The 16,520-nt window shown below is 34.6% G+C and carries 13 protein-coding genes; 2 read left to right on the forward strand and 11 right to left on the reverse strand.

Translation table 11 applies throughout. The annotated features are described in order from the left end of the window. Nucleotides 1–37 precede the first annotated feature (37 nt). The 5 genes from FUA22_RS15105 to FUA22_RS15125 all read right to left on the reverse strand — a co-directional run bounded on the left by FUA22_RS15105 (nucleotide 38) and on the right by FUA22_RS15125 (nucleotide 6,967). On the reverse strand, nucleotides 38–1,912 hold the full coding sequence (locus FUA22_RS15105) for a DEAD/DEAH box helicase (protein WP_147769429.1): 1,875 nt from the start codon (nucleotides 1,910–1,912) through the stop codon (nucleotides 38–40). Between the two features lie 292 nt (nucleotides 1,913–2,204). Continuing rightward, nucleotides 2,205–3,401: an MFS transporter gene (locus tag FUA22_RS15110; protein ID WP_147769430.1), complete on the reverse strand. Its 1,197-nt coding sequence runs from the start codon at nucleotides 3,399–3,401 to the stop codon at nucleotides 2,205–2,207. 148 nt (nucleotides 3,402–3,549) lie between these two features. Then, a complete protein-coding gene (locus FUA22_RS15115; RefSeq protein WP_147769431.1) occupies nucleotides 3,550–4,782 on the reverse strand; it encodes a M48 family metallopeptidase in 1,233 nt (410 codons plus the stop codon). A 12-nt stretch (nucleotides 4,783–4,794) separates the two neighbouring features. After that, a complete protein-coding gene (locus tag FUA22_RS15120; protein ID WP_147769432.1) occupies nucleotides 4,795–5,589 on the reverse strand; it encodes a TrmH family RNA methyltransferase in 795 nt (264 codons plus the stop codon). A 310-nt stretch (nucleotides 5,590–5,899) separates the two neighbouring features. After that, nucleotides 5,900–6,967, reverse strand: coding sequence for a DUF3810 domain-containing protein (locus FUA22_RS15125; RefSeq protein ID WP_147769433.1), 1,068 nt, complete (start codon nucleotides 6,965–6,967; stop codon nucleotides 5,900–5,902). 74 nt (nucleotides 6,968–7,041) lie between these two features. On the opposite strand from FUA22_RS15125, the gene FUA22_RS15130 reads away from it, so the two are divergent. Next, the gene (locus FUA22_RS15130; RefSeq protein WP_147769434.1) at nucleotides 7,042–8,502 is read left to right on the forward strand and encodes an aminoacyl-histidine dipeptidase; all 1,461 of its coding nucleotides are present in this window, start codon (nucleotides 7,042–7,044) and stop codon (nucleotides 8,500–8,502) included. 149 nt (nucleotides 8,503–8,651) lie between these two features. Here FUA22_RS15130 and FUA22_RS15135 read toward each other — a convergent pair whose 3' ends face one another. The 6 genes from FUA22_RS15135 to FUA22_RS15160 form a co-directional block, all read right to left on the reverse strand. Beyond that, nucleotides 8,652–9,029: a TPM domain-containing protein gene (locus FUA22_RS15135; protein WP_241664839.1), complete on the reverse strand. Its 378-nt coding sequence runs from the start codon at nucleotides 9,027–9,029 to the stop codon at nucleotides 8,652–8,654. A gap of 275 nt (nucleotides 9,030–9,304) precedes the next feature. Further along, the gene (gene yidD, locus FUA22_RS15140) at nucleotides 9,305–9,526 is read right to left on the reverse strand and encodes a membrane protein insertion efficiency factor YidD (protein ID WP_147769435.1); all 222 of its coding nucleotides are present in this window, start codon (nucleotides 9,524–9,526) and stop codon (nucleotides 9,305–9,307) included. A 78-nt stretch (nucleotides 9,527–9,604) separates the two neighbouring features. Further along, nucleotides 9,605–11,086, reverse strand: a complete 1,482-nt coding sequence (gene cysS, locus FUA22_RS15145; protein ID WP_147769436.1) for a cysteine--tRNA ligase — start codon at nucleotides 11,084–11,086, stop codon at nucleotides 9,605–9,607. A 29-nt stretch (nucleotides 11,087–11,115) separates the two neighbouring features. Continuing rightward, nucleotides 11,116–11,793 (reverse strand): GTP cyclohydrolase I FolE, encoded by a 678-nt coding sequence (gene folE, locus FUA22_RS15150; protein WP_147769437.1) that lies wholly within the window; start codon nucleotides 11,791–11,793, stop codon nucleotides 11,116–11,118. Between the two features lie 254 nt (nucleotides 11,794–12,047). Then, a complete protein-coding gene (locus FUA22_RS15155; RefSeq protein WP_170309945.1) occupies nucleotides 12,048–13,583 on the reverse strand; it encodes an OmpP1/FadL family transporter in 1,536 nt (511 codons plus the stop codon). A gap of 31 nt (nucleotides 13,584–13,614) precedes the next feature. After that, nucleotides 13,615–14,865 carry a hypothetical protein gene (locus FUA22_RS15160; protein ID WP_147769438.1) on the reverse strand — a complete coding sequence of 417 codons (1,251 nt, stop codon included), beginning with the start codon at nucleotides 14,863–14,865 and terminating at the stop codon, nucleotides 13,615–13,617. A 99-nt stretch (nucleotides 14,866–14,964) separates the two neighbouring features. On the opposite strand from FUA22_RS15160, the gene proS reads away from it, so the two are divergent. Continuing rightward, nucleotides 14,965–16,443, forward strand: coding sequence for a proline--tRNA ligase (gene proS / locus FUA22_RS15165; RefSeq protein ID WP_147769439.1), 1,479 nt, complete (start codon nucleotides 14,965–14,967; stop codon nucleotides 16,441–16,443). Nucleotides 16,444–16,520: the final 77 nt, after the last annotated feature.

Below are 16,520 nucleotides of genomic sequence, written 5' to 3' on the forward strand. Positions count from 1 at the left end.
TATGATATTTTGACTTAAAATTAACAATTAAGTTTAATTACCTTCGGGAACGTCTTGGTCTTGAAGCTCCAAAGTTATTTGATTTAGATCCAGAATCTGAGCGCCTTGGTTTAGATTCCCCTTCGCTACGGCGTCTTTCTCCTCGGTTTCCATCGGAGTCGCTTCGTCTTGAAGAACGTCTTTCACCACCACTTCGTCTTTCGTCACCACTTCGTCTTTCGTCACCACCTCTTCTATCATTACGTCGTCCGCCTCCTCCGCGGCCATCACGTCTTCCACCACTTCTTCTTCCATCACGTCTTCCTCTACCACCACGATTTTCAGAAACTTCAACATTTACAAAGCGTCCATTATGTTTAAAGTCGGTGAAGAAAGCAAGTACTTTCTCTTTTTGATCATTTTCGGTGTTAAAGAATGAAAAACTATCTTTTACTTCAACTTTAAATACATCATCTCTACCTAACTCTAAAACTTCTTTTAAGAAGTCTTTTAAACTCATCCAATCAAAACCATCTTTTTTACCAACGTTAATAAAGTATCTTGTAGATTTAGATTCGCTTTCAAAATCACGTCCTTTATCACCCGCATCAGAAATATTAAGGTTTTTAGATTTTTGATAATAATTATAAAAACGTGTAAACTCAACAGAGAAAAACTTCTTAATTAACTCATCTTTACTGGCATCTTCAAACAATTCATTAATACTGTCTAAGTGCTTATCAATTTCATGGTTTATCTCAGTATTGTGAACTTTATTGGCAAGAGACATCAATTGTATTTCACAAATCATCATACCATCAGGAATGTCTTTCTTTGTGAATTCTTTCTTTATAATGCGCTCAATACTCTTAATTTTTCTAACCTCACTTTTAGAAACAATGACCATAGAAACACCTGTTTTTCCAGCACGCCCTGTTCTACCAGAACGGTGGGTGTAGGTTTCAATTTCATCTGGTAATTGGTAGTTAATAACGTGTGTAATATCATCAACATCAATACCACGTGCAGCAACATCGGTAGCTACAAGCATTTGTATTTGTTTGTTTCTAAACGATTTCATTACCAAATCACGTTGATTCTGACTTAGGTCACCATGTAAAGCACCCGCGCTATAACCGTCTTCAATTAGTTGCTCCGCCACTTTTTGAGTATCACGTTTTGTTCTACAAAAAATAACTGAGAATATATCTGGATTAGCATCTGCCAAACGTTTCAATGCTTGGTAACGGTCTCTGGCGTTAACTAGATAATACTCATGAGATACTTGATTTGTACTTTCATTTTTATTTCCAACAGTAATCTCCTCCGGACTGTACATGAAGTTTTTAGCTATAGCAGCAACTTCACGAGGCATAGTTGCAGAAAACAACCATGTATTTTTATCATCAGGTGTGTGCGATAAAATATCAGTAATATCTTCTTTAAAACCCATGTTTAGCATCTCATCAGCTTCATCTAAAACTGAATATTGAATTTTAGAAATATCTACCAAGCGTCTGCTAATCATATCCTTCATTCTACCAGGAGTAGCCACTATAATTTGTGCCCCTCTTTTCACCTCTCTGGCTTGATCTGTAATACTAGATCCACCATAAATGGCAACCACGTTAAGTCCTTTACAATACTTACCGTATTGTTTCATTTCGTTTGTTATTTGTAAACAAAGCTCTCTGGTAGGTGATAAAATTAAGCCTTGAGTTGTTCTGCTATCTATATCAATTTTTTGTAGCATAGGAAACCCAAAAGCAGCTGTTTTACCAGTTCCTGTTTGTGCCAAGGCAACCAAATCTGTTTCAGAATCTAATAAAATCGGAATTGCTTTTTCTTGTACTTCACTGGGTTTTGTAAACCCTAAATCTGTAATAGCTTGTAATAGGTCGTCATTAAGACCTAAATCTTGGAATGTGCTCATTCTGTAATATGTATGCGATTTATTATGTGGTGTTACATAAAGAAGCGAATCGACATACTTTTCCTAAAACTTCTAGTAACACATCCTCACGCTGAGGAATTCAAGCGGCAAAGGTAATGCTTTTTTATTTGGGCGTTTTAATACGCTTTCACGACTCAATCTTTTTACTTTGGCAAAAAGGATTTCAAACAGATGGTTCAATCTTTAACGCACTTGTTTACTAATTCTGTGTTGTTGGTGTGTTGGTTTTGTTTTTGGGAAGATTTGTTTAACGGTGTCGCTAATCTCCGTTTCAATGCAGTTTAGGTTTTGTTTGGTGCGGTTTATTTTTTTTGTATAATACTATCAAACCCAATATTGGGCCTAATCCTAATATTGGATAAATATATATTGGGTTGATTGTAGCCTGCAAAACATTTAGAAGCTGGATACTAATTATAGTTATTGAGAAGCCAATGCAATTTACAATGGTAAGTGCTGTCCCTTTTATTTCTGCTGAGGCATTTTGAGCGACTAGCGTTGAGAATAGAGGGGAGTCTGCAATAACAACCATTCCCCAAAAAAGAAGAAAACCAATAAAAAAGCTTTCAGATTCGGTCAAGAACATCAAAGGAGAAAAAAGGGAGCATCCGCAAGATAAGAGAAGTGCTATAAATGCTATTCGTTTAGTTCCTAATTTTTGTGCGAGATATCCACCGAGTACACAGGCTAATCCACCGACTCCTATAATTAGGAAAGACAATAACGGAACATTAAATGCAGCTTCAGGATGTTTCACGCTATATGTCCTTAGTATGATAGGTACAAATGCCCAAAAGGCATACAACTCCCACATGTGGCCAAAATAACCGATGGCCGCAGAACGAAATTTATGATTTCGAAATACATCAAAAGAAGCTGATATTTCTAACTTGTTTCCTGGTTTTCGGTATGGACCGTCAGGCACCATAATAAACATCAATAGACCACCTAACGCTCCAAGAAATGAAGTTAAGACCATTACAGATTTCCATGGAAAAGCTCCAGTCATTTCCTTCGCTAAATGTGGGAATGCAGTGCCAACCACCAAGGCACCAACTAAGAAACCAAGTGATTTACCTAATCCTTTTTCATAATGGTCCGCAGCTATTTTCATTCCTACTGGGTATATACCGGCTAAAAAGAAGCCTGTAATAAAACGAAGTGAAAGGATGCTTGATAAGTTGTTCCCTTCCCATATTAACCCCGCATTAAATAGGGAGCCGAGTAAAGCACACGTTAAAAACACTTTTGATGGTGAAAATCGGTCAGCAATAGCTAAAACGGCGAATATCAGTGTTCCTAAAATAAAACCGAATTGTACAGCCGAGGTTAAGTGTCCTAAAGCACTTTCTTTAAGGTTGAAATTTACCATCAAATCGGCCATCACACCATTCCCTGCAAACCAGAGTGATGTACAACAGAATTGAGAGATTACGATTATCGGAAGTATTAACTTAGATTGTTTCACTCATAGTTTTATTCAATTGCACCTATTGGTCTTATGAATATAAATTGTTTTCATACCCTATATAACTGAAACAAGTTCAACATATGCAAACTAAAGTAGATGAAAATTTTCATAAAGTCAAATCTGAAAATCCGTCGGCAGTGTATGTTTACTTCCTTAAGTTTTTAATTCGATCCAGCAAAGTAGGATGTGAATAATGCATAAATACATAAGCTGGATGTGGTGTTAAATTACTCAAGCTATTTTTTGATAATTTTTTAAGGCTGGTAATTAAAGGTTCTCCTTTATAAGTGTTTTTGGCATAATCATCTGCTTGGTATTCAAATTTTCTGGAGAATACATTCATAATCAGCCCAGTTAACTCAGAAATAGGTGAGTAGAGTAACATAAAAGCTATAAGCCCAATATGGAAACTAGCAGTTTCAATACCCAATGCATGCGACAAGATAGGTTGTGAAATGAATAATGATAAAATGTAAAGTGTTAAACCAGTTAACAATATTGATGCCACTAGATTAAATATGATATGTTTCTTTTTATAATGCCCAACTTCATGAGCTAAAACAGCAACAATTTCTTCGTCTTCTAAATCGTTAATCAAAGTATCATATAGTGTTACACGTTTTTCACTTCCAAAACCAGAAAAGTATGCGTTTGCTTTGGTACTTCGTTTAGAACCGTCAATCACAAATATTTTATTGAGTTTAAAACCAACTGTTTGGGCGTAAGCTGATATTTTATCCCTTAAAGAGCCTTCTTCTAATGGTGTTTGTTTGTTAAAAAGAGGTACAATGAGTTTAGAGTAAAACATATTCATAAAAATGGTGAATATGGCTATTAGTCCCCAAGCATACAACCAAAAATATTTACCTGTTACTTGATAAAACCATATAATTAATGCCAAAAGACCACCACCTAAAATAGCCAGCATCAACCAGCCTTTTATTTTGTCTAAAAAGAAAGTCTTTTTGGTGGTTTTGTTAAATCCAAACTTTTCTTCAATCACAAAGGTGCTGTAAAATGAAAAAGGAGTTGTTAAAATATCACTGGCAATCATTATGATTCCAAAGAAAATCAAAGCAATTATAATTGGGTTACTGCTGTAACTTCTAGCAATATTATCAACAAATTCAAATCCATCAAAAACTAAAAATCCTAAAGTTAAAAGTATGGAAAATGTAGATGTTAAAATCCCGAACTTATAATTGGTAGATTTATAATTCTGAGATTTTTTGTATTCCTCCTCATCATAAACATCTTGTAAATCTTTAGGTAATTCATTATTATAATGTTTTGCATTTAAGGCGTCTAGAATTTTATCAACGATAAAATTAAGCACTATGATTGCTATGATAATATAAAATAGTGTGTTTGCTGTCATTTGAATTATGAGTTAAGACTGTCTTTGACGAATGGCTTCAAAAATAAGAATTCCCGCCGCAACAGACACGTTCATAGAGTCTATTTCTCCTTGCATGGGGATTATAATATTCTGAGTGGAGTTTTCTATCCATTCATCACTCAGTCCGGTAGCCTCAGTACCAACTACAATAGCAGAAGATTTTGTGTAATCTTGAGTAGTATATTCTAAAGAGGCTTGCAAAGCAGCACAGTATAAATTAATGTTCTTTGACTTTAAAAAAGTAATAATCTCAGAAGTGGTTCCGGTTGCTACTTGGTTAGTAAAAACACAACCAACACTTGATCGAACAATATTAGGATTATATAAATCTGTTTTTGGGTTAGCTATAATTACCGCATCAACATTAGCAGCATCAGCGGTTCTTAAAATAGCTCCAATATTACCAGGTTTTTCTGGTGCTTCGGCTACAAGTATAAGGGGAGTGTTGTTCGTAAAAACCAGATCATTGATATCCTGATTTTTAGTTTTAGCAACAGCTAAAACACCTTCAGTTGTATCACGGTAGGCTAATTTTTGATAGACTTCTTTTGAAATCTCAATCAATTTTATTTCATTTCCAATTAAGTAATCAATTTCCTCTTCCGAAATTAAATCAGGGTAAAATAAAATAGTTTCTAGCTTATAACCACCTTTTAAGGCTAAAGAAATTTCACGCTGTCCTTCAATTAAAAATAAACCTGATTTCTTTCGTTCACGAGATTTGTCTTTTAATTGAACAAGTTGTTTAACTAACGTGTTTTGAGTGCTGGTAATTTCTTTGTTCATGTTGAGAGCAAAAGTAAATTATTTTAATGTATTCTAAGAGGTATTATGTAGCTCTTAACAGTTTCGATAAAATTTAGTATTGATTTATTTCAAATAACTGAAAGATGGACTTTCATTATTAGAATACATGAAATTACTAAGTTGGGTTACTTTTTTAGTTTCTTCTTTTGGTTGTTGAGCAAAAGCGGCTAGTGATAGACAAAAAAAATATTAAAATTGTCTTCATAATCAAAAATGTACTTTGCCTAAAGAACGATTTTTTCTTTAATAACTGTAGTGACAAGGAAGCTTACGTCTCAATATTAGTCGATTACAAGGCATTTTTTTCAAAATAATTAACCAAAAGTGCTACCACGTAACTATAACTTTTCATGCCTTTGGTTTGATGATTAGCTTTTAAATAACCTCCGTAAAACAGTTTAAAGAAAGGCTCAATTGGGTTTTCATGAGCTTCCCAAAACTCTCTTACTTCTTCGTAGTTTTTTAATATGCCCTTGTTTACAGTTTCAATAATTTCTTCAAATAAGGCTTCATCACGTTTATATATATCGTTCAGGCAATATTTTAGGGCAAAGGTGTATCCACAATATTTAAAATAGACATCTTCATTATGTATTGATGCCAAACACCCAATAAAATTGGCTTCATTTTCAGCGGCATATCCTAATTGATGCGCCATTTCATGAGCCGATGTGGTTGGGAATTTAATAGTTGGAATAAGACCATCAACATGTGCTTCATTAGTTAATGGATTCAAATAACCACTAAATCCCATGTAAGTTAACGGATAACTGAATAAAGATTTTTTAATGCTTTTGGGTTGGTATTCTAAATGAGGAAAAACGGTTTTTAAATTATCGTAGCCATTTGTAGTTATTTTGAAAATGTCTTTCTTACTAAAAGGGAGGTCTACTTTAATGCTGTCGTTTACAGATAATTTAGAGTGTAATTTATTCGATGCATCAATCAGTTTTTTAGTTACTTCAATTAACTGTTCGGTACTGTATTCATGTTTTAAATTAAGACTTTTGTGCAATGGTACCCGGTAATAATTAAGGCCCCAAAGTAAATGAAAAGCAAAATACAAAACGGCTACTGCTGAAAAGACATCAATAACCCACTTTCTGGTATCTTTAATTAGGCGCATTCGGTTTTTAAATAACCATCTCAATAAGTAAATAATACCGAAAGCATAAATTAAATCGCCAAAAGAAAATGGTAGCCAACCAAGAACATATCTAAATATTTTAGAGATATAAATGTATAAACCATTACTGTAAAAAGATTCTACATATTCAGGTTGTTTTGAAAGAAACAACACCAGTAAATATTGAGGAATCAAACTAAGCGCCAGAATTAGTTTTTTGTATTTCAGCATGAATCAAAAATACATAAATGTTTATTAATGCTTAGCGGTAAAACGTATCTTTGTGTGATTAGAATCTGAAAATTATGAGTACAGAAATAAGACAACTTGAACCAACTCAACTTTGGAATAAATTCGCAGACTTAAATGCAGTTCCGAGAGCATCAAAAAAGGAGGAGCGTATTATTGCGTTTATGAAAGAATTCGGTGAAAATCTTGGTTTGGAAACCGTGGTTGATGAAGTGGGTAATGTTATTATCAAAAAGCCTGCGTCCAAAGGGATGGAAAATAGAACTACTGTGGTCATGCAATCTCATCTAGACATGGTGCATCAAAAAAATAGTGATACTGTGTTTGATTTTGATACCCAAGGTATTGATATGTATGTAGATGGTGATTGGGTACGTGCAAAAGAAACAACGCTTGGTGCTGATAACGGATTAGGAGTTGCTACCATAATGGCTATTTTAGAAAGTACAGAAATTGAACACCCGGTTATTGAGGCTCTTTTTACTATTGATGAAGAGACTGGTATGACTGGAGCCATGGGTTTAAAAGGTGGTATTTTAGAAGGTGGTATTTTATTGAATTTAGATACAGAGGAGGATGATGAAATTGGTGTAGGGTGCGCAGGAGGAATTGATATAACAGCCACTAGAGCATATAATGAAGAGGAAACCCCTGAGTTTAAAATAGGATTTGTTATTGACGTGAAAGGTCTTCAAGGGGGACATTCAGGAATGCAAATTCACGAAGGCTTAGGAAATGCTAATAAAATCATGAACCGTTTGTTATTTGATGGCTTTGAGAATTATGGTTTACGAATTTCTGAAATTGATGGAGGTGGTTTGCGTAACGCAATTCCTCGAGAGAGCAAAGCAATAGTTGCTATTGATGCTATTCATGAAGATGCCTTTTTATTGGAAATGGCTTTAGCATCAAATGCGATTAAGAAAGAATTACAAACCATGGAACCTGATTTAGATGTTGTTGTTTCTAAATGTGAAACGCCTAAAACTATTATGGATTTGGGGGTTCAAGAAGGTGTTACCAGAGCTCTATACGCAGCTCAGAATGGTGTTTTTAGAATGAGCGCTGAAATACCAGATTTAGTAGAAACATCCAATAATTTGGCAAGAGTACTTATTAAAGATGGAGATATAAAAATTTTGTGTTTAACACGTTCTTCAGTTGAAAGTTCTAAAATGGATTTAGCAAATACCTTAAGAGCTACGTTTGAGTTAACCGGTTGTGAGGTGGAGCTTTCGGGGGATTACCCAGGTTGGGCACCTAATATGGATTCGGCTATTCTTAAAGTAATGACCAAACTTTATGAAGATTTAAATGGAGAAAAACCACATGTGGCTGCTTGTCATGCTGGTTTGGAATGCGGTATTTTAGGAACGAATTATCCTGATATGGATATGATAAGCTTTGGCCCTAACATAAAAGGTGCCCACTCACCAGACGAACGTGCTCAAATTTCTTCGGCTCAAAAGTATTGGAAGTTTGTGCTAGAGATTTTGAAGCATATTCCGGAGAATTAACGATTCTAATTTTATGGATTCGTTTAACCGTCCGTAACGGGTTTATATCTGTTAATTTTTTGTTAGCACCGACTTTAGCAATTCCGAGTGGATTCAGACGCAGTCGAATCCGTCCTAATTGCAGTTATACATTTTTGTACTCAGTACTTTTATTTCCATTTTTCTATTAATTCAACCACACCGTTTTTAATTCCGTCATAAAAGTTTCCATTTTTAAATTCGGGAATTATAGTTTGGTCAATTACTTTTTTGCAGATTTCGTTTGTCAAAATCAGTTCGGTGCCAGTTCCAGTTGCAATTCCAATTTTTTTACAAGGATTGCACATAACAATTGTCAGTCCATTATTTTTTTTAGCATCTCCAACTCCCCAATAATTGCTTAAATCAGTTGCATATTTGTGAATATCCGAATAAGGTGAAATACTATCAATTGTCACAACAACTATTTGACGCGTTGTTTCAATGTTTATAGTCATAAATGATGTCAGATAGCTCTTTCCTTTGTGAAGGACTGAAAACACTGTCATAATCATTGATTACTAGGTCTTTAAGCTTTGTTTCTATGAACTTTTCATTATTTGAGAAGTCAAATTCGGGAATTGGTTTTTTTGTTTCAGTTTCTTGCGCTGAACCTTTGCGAGAAAGGAAATTCAAAGTCAGAAATAGGATTAATATTTTAGTTCCGATTTTCATTTTAGGTTTTGTGTACAATGCAAAGATATAGTTCTGTTTCAATGAAATTTATCGATTGTTAAACGAATTTAGCGAAATTTTCGTGTAAAATTAAGGAGAGAAGTAAAGATTAAGGCACAGGATCATACCCAGAACCACCCCAAGGATGACAACTAAAAATACGTTTAATTGCTAACCAGCCTCCTTTAAAAATGCCATGCTTTTGTAATGCTTTTTTGCTGTAATGAGAACAGGTTGGAGTGTATCTACACGTAGCTGGTGTTAATGGAGATATAAGTGTTTGATACACTTTTATCAAAAACAAAAACGGTGCTATGAGTATTTTTTTCATTTTGATTTGTTTGTTGTATGCCCGGGAGTTGTTAAATCAAATATCAACTAAACAACTTAATATCAAACAAATTGAATTTTAGTTAACAGTAAACGTGGTGCCGTCTTTTCCGTCTTTAAGAACAATACCAATAGAGGCTAATTCATCTCTAATTTGATCTGATAACGCAAAATCTTTATTGGCTCTAGCTTCTTGTCTTAATTTAATTAAAACATCCACAGTACCAGCAAGCTTATCACCCCCAGATTGTGCTTCGGCATCTTTTAAAAGACCTAAAATGTCAAAAGCAAAAGTGTTTAAACTGTTTTTAAGTATTTCTAAATCTTCAACCGTTAATGTTGCGCTGCCTTCTTTTACTTGATTGATGAATTTGGCACCTTCAAATAAATTGGCAATTAAAACAGGTGTATTAAAGTCATCATTCATGGCATCATAACATTTTTGAAGCCATTCATTAATATTGATTGATGAAGAGCCTGAAGCCTTTAAACTAGATATTAAAGCCATGGCTTCCATAAGGCGGTTATAACCTTTCTCACTAGCTTTTAAACCATCATCAGTTAAATCAAGAACACTCCTATACGATGATTGAGCCATAAAGAAACGGATAACGCTAGGTGAGTAGGCTTTACTCATCTTATCGTTATTGCCAGATAGTAATTCGTTTGGATTGATTATGTTTCCTGTAGATTTAGACATGCGCTGTCCGTTCATTTCAAGCATGTTAGCATGCATCCAGTAATTAACAGGAGATTTTCCAATAGCCGCTTCGTTTTGTGCTATCTCGCATTCGTGGTGCGGGAATTTTAAATCCATACCACCACCATGTATATCAAAGGTTTCTCCTAAATATTTGGTGCTCATAGCTGTACACTCTAAATGCCAGCCAGGGAAACCATCGCCCCAAGGTGAGGGCCAACGCATAATATGTTGCGGTTCTGCTTTTTTCCAAAGAGCAAAGTCTTGTGGATTCTTTTTGTCACTTTGACCATCTAATTCACGTGTATTATGAATTAAATCTTCTAATTTACGTTTACTTAGCTTTCCGTAATCATTAGTTTCATTGAATTTGTGAACATCAAAATAAACTGATCCGTTTACTTCATATCCAAAGCCATTATCAATAATAGTGCTTATTAACTCAATTTGTTCTATGATATGTCCAGTAGCAGTTGGTTCAATGCTAGGAGGTAAAAAGTTTAATGTGTTTAAAATATTATGAAAATCTACGGTGTAGCGCTGTACTACTTCCATAGGTTCAATCTGTTCTAAACGTGCTTTTTTAGTTATTTTATCTTCACCAACATCAGCGTCATTCTCTAAATGACCTGCATCTGTTATATTTCTAACATACCTTACTTTATAACCTAGATGTTTCAGATATCTAAAAATGACATCAAAAGACATAAAAGTTCTTACATTTCCTAAATGAACATTACTATAAACGGTAGGTCCGCAAACATACATGCCCACATGACCTTCATTTATAGTTTTAAAAACTTCTTTTTCTCCAGTAAGTGAATTGTATATTTTTAACTGTTGGTCTTTATAAAGCTGCATAGGTTGTTGATAAACAGAAATAGGGTTTACTAAAACTTTGTATCTAATTTAATGTAATCTAAAAACTCACGTCTTGTGGCTTTATCTTTAAATCTACCACCAAACTCAGAAGTTACCGTGCTACTTTCAATATCTCGAATACCTCTAGAGTTCACACATAAATGTTTAGCGTCTATAACACAGGCAACATCTTTAGTGCCCAAGACTTCTTGAAGTTCTTTTACAATCTGTATGGTTAAACGTTCCTGTACTTGTGGTCGCTTAGCATAGTAATCTACGATTCTATTCATTTTAGATAAACCTACAACAGTGCCATTTGAAATGTAGGCAATATGTGCTTTACCAACTATGGGCAATAAATGGTGCTCACAGGTTGAATATACCGTAATGTTTTTTTCAACTAGCATTTCACCATATTTGTACTTATTGTCAAATGTTGAAGCACTCGGTTTTTTATCAGGATTTAACCCTCCAAAAATCTCATTAACAAACATTTTTGCAACTCTATTTGGTGTTCCTTGCAAGCTGTCATCACTTAAGTCTAAGCCAAGAGTCTCCATAATGTGACGCACATCGTCTTTAATGATGTCAATTTTTTCATCATTCGTAAGTCTAAAGGCATCGCTTCGCATGGGTGTATTTTGCGATGTGCCTATATGCTCATTTCCTAAAGCGTCAAAATCTTCAAAATCTTTATCAATTTTCATTTTTAAAAATCAATTTTAGTCTGCAAAGATAAGTAATTCACTTATTTTACCTTTACTATTAACAAACAATTAATTAGTGGATTATGCATTTGGGCGTTACCCTTTGGGTCGGGCTTTCCGCACTACAAGGTAGCTTGCTCCAATCCCTAACGCGACAAACCATGGTCTTGGTCTCGTTTCATCAATTGTAATTACATAATAAAAGCTTGAATATTTATAAATATTCAAGCTTTTATTTATGTTGTGTGAAATTATTAAATATTGAAACTTAGAGATACTGTAATATTAGAGTTTATTCTATCTAACATAGCCTGCGGTGCGTTGCCAAAATCTAAGTGATATAATTCATTGCTATAAGATCTTTCAAATTGATCATAAGTAACATCTATTTTGGTGTTGCCAAAATTATAACCCAAACCTAAAGAATAACCATTGAGGTCACCTATTGTAACTCCATCTGTGTATGGGCTTTCTTCAAAGCGGTAACCACCTCTAAAGCTAAACTGTTGGTGTTTGTATTCACCGCCAAGTTTATAAGTTGAAGCTTGGGTAAACATATCATTAATGTTAGCATTTAAATCTTGATAATAAGCATCAGACTCAGGTTTAAACTTAGTGCTTCCGTAATCTTTTCTAGAATAGTCAAAGCTTATAAGTCCTTGTTTTCCAAAAATATAGGCTAAGCTGCCTGTGAGTTTTCCAGGTGTTTGCATTCTATATTGTGGATAAACATTTAACACCTGCGGGTAAATTTCAATAAACCCATTAGCACCGTCGGTTCCTAAATATTGAGAAGTTGATTCTTCTATTGTATACCAAGTTGGTGAATCATAAGTTACACCAACCCTAAATTCGTCACTTAGTTTCATGATACCTCCTAATTGAAATGAGAACCCGTTACCGGTAGTTGATAACGTATTTTCGAATTCAACAAAATTAACTGTTGATCCTGCATTAATATTATCTTCAAAAAGAAGAGAGGAGCGCTGATAATCTATGAAATGAGAGTTTAAATTTAAACCTAAATATAAATTGTCTTCATACTGGGCTGCTAGATTAAAGGATACCTTGCCATTGTATCCAGTGGCAGCATATGTATAATCATGCTCAAAGTTACCAGAAGCAATATTTGAAAAGTACAAAGTGTTGGCATCATCATTTATGTCGTCTGGTTCTAAAATAAAAGATTCAAAACCTAAAAAAGCTTGTTGATGGGCAAAGCCATATATACTGCCTATATCTTGATAAGCATCTGCTAATGATTCATCTGGTAATGAAGAAATCTCATCAAGCCTTTTTCCATCAGCAAAATCATAAAAATAACTAGCAATAGAATTACTAAAGTCGGGATCATTAGTTGTATTGGTACCAGCGGCAAACCAATTATATTCATGGTTGTTGGTTCGCTCATAGGCTACGCCTAAGGTGAATTTTCTCCATGGAGAGTTATTGTTGTTACTAGTAAAAACAAAAACAGCACCAGCTTGATTTAAATCAAAGTTAGATTCGTTTGTAATCCCAGAGCTTCCAAAATAGTTTGATGTATTTTCAATATCTACGTTAGAACCTGATATAGAAGCATGACTTCTGCTAAATACAGCTGAACCTGCTGGATTTAAACTAACGGCACTCATATCGCCTCCTAAAGCTCCAAAGGCACCACTAAGTGCTCTATAACGAGCTGTTCCTTGAATATTGTCTTGAGAATATCTTAATGCATCAGTTAAATCCTGAGCGTAAATTGAGGACATAGATAGCAAGCCTATGAATAGCAAACTTAACTTTTTCATATAGTTGAATTTTTGTTTTTATTAATAAAGATTATCTGCGTCTTCCACCTCCACTTGATGATCTTGAAGAACCTGAGCTTCTGCTACTTCCTGAAGATCTAGAAACAGATCCACTTGAACTAGAACTTCTACTACTAGAAGAACTGTAGCTTCTAGAAGATGATGATGGCGATGAGTATGTTGACCTTGAAGAGCCGCTACTATAATTCCTTGTAGGTTGTTTGTAAACGCTACTAGAACTTCTTCTTACTGCAGGTGATGAAGATCTGGTTTTAGAATTTGATGTCGGTGTCCTAGACACTGTTGTTTTTCTTCCTTGTGAATTTGTATAGGTTCTAACATTACTTGGGCTAGAAGAGCGTCTAACATTATAATTACTAGAAGGGTTTCTATTTACACTACTAATACGAGATGTTCCTCTATTGTTAGATTCGGTTCTGTTATATGTAGTTGCTCTACTAGAAGTACTAGAAACACTGCTTCTTCTGGCAGAATTGTATTTAGAAGTTGTAGGTTTTGTAGATCTGCTAGAAACACTACTTCTTCTAGATGTGCTATAATTATTACTGCTCGATAGGCCTCTTGAGCTTCTTCCAGAGTAATAACTTCCTCTTCTGCTAGAGCTATAAGCTAAACCACGATTGTTGTTATATCTGTTTCCGTAATAACCATTATAATATCTGTTTCCATAATATCCAGATCTCCAAGGACTATAAGCCCAACCGCCATAGTAGCCACCACCGTAAAAAGGTGGACACCATGGGTCATAAAAGCCCCAATTATTCCAACCCCAGTTGTTCCAACCATAGTTCCAGTCATTCCAACCCCATCTATTCCAACGCCAGTTATTCCAACCCCAACCAAATCCTGCATTCCAACCCCAGTTGTTCCATCCGTTATCAATATAGTTTATGGTAACATTATTGCTTTGTTGTCCCCAACCTGCATGACCTTGATAGTCATTATATATAGAATCGTTTTCAACGTAATTATCAGATTCATAAGAATCAATATCTGTAAAAACAGCATCGTCCCCAATTAAATTTTCATATTGCAAAGACTTATTTGTAAAGTAATTTTTATAATAATTACTATTAGTCTTATTAGGTACTTCAACAACTGTTTCCCTAGGTGTTTGAGTTACTTGTATTACTTCTCCTCCATAAATACCATCATCATCACCACCAACGTATTGATAAGAACCGCATGACACTAAGCCAAACATTAAACCAATCATGGCTATGAATGACACTTTTCTTTTTGAGTATTTATTTAAGCGCATATCTGTATAATTTTATTGTTGGACATAACAAAAATAGTTAGTTTTGCTGAACTATTTTATTATTTAACATAGTCACAATATTTGTGCCAAAAAAAATATATGAGCAAAAAACTCACAAGTAGAGCAGAAGATTATTCGAAATGGTATAACGAATTGGTTGTCAAGGCAGACCTAGCGGAGAATTCGGCAGTTAGAGGATGTATGGTTATTAAACCTTATGGTTATGCTATTTGGGAAAAAATGCAAGCAGAATTAGATAGAATGTTTAAAGAAACAGGTCATCAAAATGCATATTTTCCGTTATTCGTTCCTAAAAGTTTGTTTGAAGCTGAAGAAAAAAATGCTGAAGGCTTTGCAAAAGAATGTGCTGTTGTAACACATTACAGATTGCAAAATGATCCTGACAAACCTGGTAAGTTAAGAGTAGATCCAGAAGCTAGATTAGAAGAGGAGTTGGTTGTTAGACCTACCAGTGAGGCCATTATTTGGAATACCTATAAAAATTGGATTCAGTCTTATAGAGATTTACCAATATTAGTTAATCAGTGGGCAAATGTAGTACGCTGGGAAATGCGCACGCGTTTGTTTTTACGTACAGCAGAATTTTTATGGCAAGAAGGTCATACGGCTCATGCAACAGAAGCAGAAGCTATTGAGGAGACCAAACTTATGAATAATGTGTATGCTACTTTTGTTGAAAATTTCATGGCTATTCCTGTAATTCAGGGGGTTAAAACAGAAAGTGAACGTTTTGCTGGTGCGGTTGATACTTATTGTATTGAAGCTTTAATGCAAGACGGGAAGGCATTGCAAGCTGGAACCTCTCACTTTTTAGGGCAGAATTTCGCAAAGGCCTTTGACGTTAAATACGCAAATAAAGAAGGAAAACAAGATTATGTTTGGGCTACTTCTTGGGGTGTTTCTACTAGGTTAATGGGAGCGCTTATTATGACTCATAGCGATGACAACGGATTGGTATTGCCTCCCAACTTAGCGCCTTATCAAGTAGTTATTGTTCCTATATATAGAAATGATGAACAGTTTGAGGCTATTAGTAAAGTTGCCGAAGATATTATTAGTGATTTGAGAGATCGAAGTATTTCAGTTAAGTTTGATAAAAGAGATACACTTCGCCCTGGGGCTAAGTTTGCACAACATGAATTGCAAGGTGTGCCTTTGCGTATTGCCATTGGACCGAAAGATTTAGAGAATGAAACAGTTGAATTGGCAAGAAGAGATACATTATCAAAGCAAACGGTTATTTTAGATAGAATATCTGTGGTTATTGAAGATTTGTTAGAAGAAATTCAAGAAAGTTTATTTAAAAGAGCATTAGATTACAGAAATAACCATATTACCAAGGTTGATGATTTTGATTCGTTTAAAAAAGTGTTAGAAACTAAAGGAGGATTTATATCTGCTCACTGGGATGGTACTAATGAAACAGAAGATAAGATTAAAGAACTTACTAAGGCAACAATTAGATGTATTCCTTTAGAGAGTGAATCAGAAGATGGTGTGTGTGTTTACTCTGGAAACCCTTCAAAAGGTAGAGTATTGTTCGCAAAAGCATATTAATTTAAATTTTTTTTAAAAAACTTTGATTAAGTATTGCAACATTTAAAAATAGTTGTATTTTTGCATCCGCAATCACG

Origin of the sequence: Seonamhaeicola maritimus (assembly GCF_008056315.1) — a bacterium.
GTDB classification, from domain to species: Bacteria; Bacteroidota; Bacteroidia; order Flavobacteriales; family Flavobacteriaceae; genus Seonamhaeicola; species Seonamhaeicola maritimus.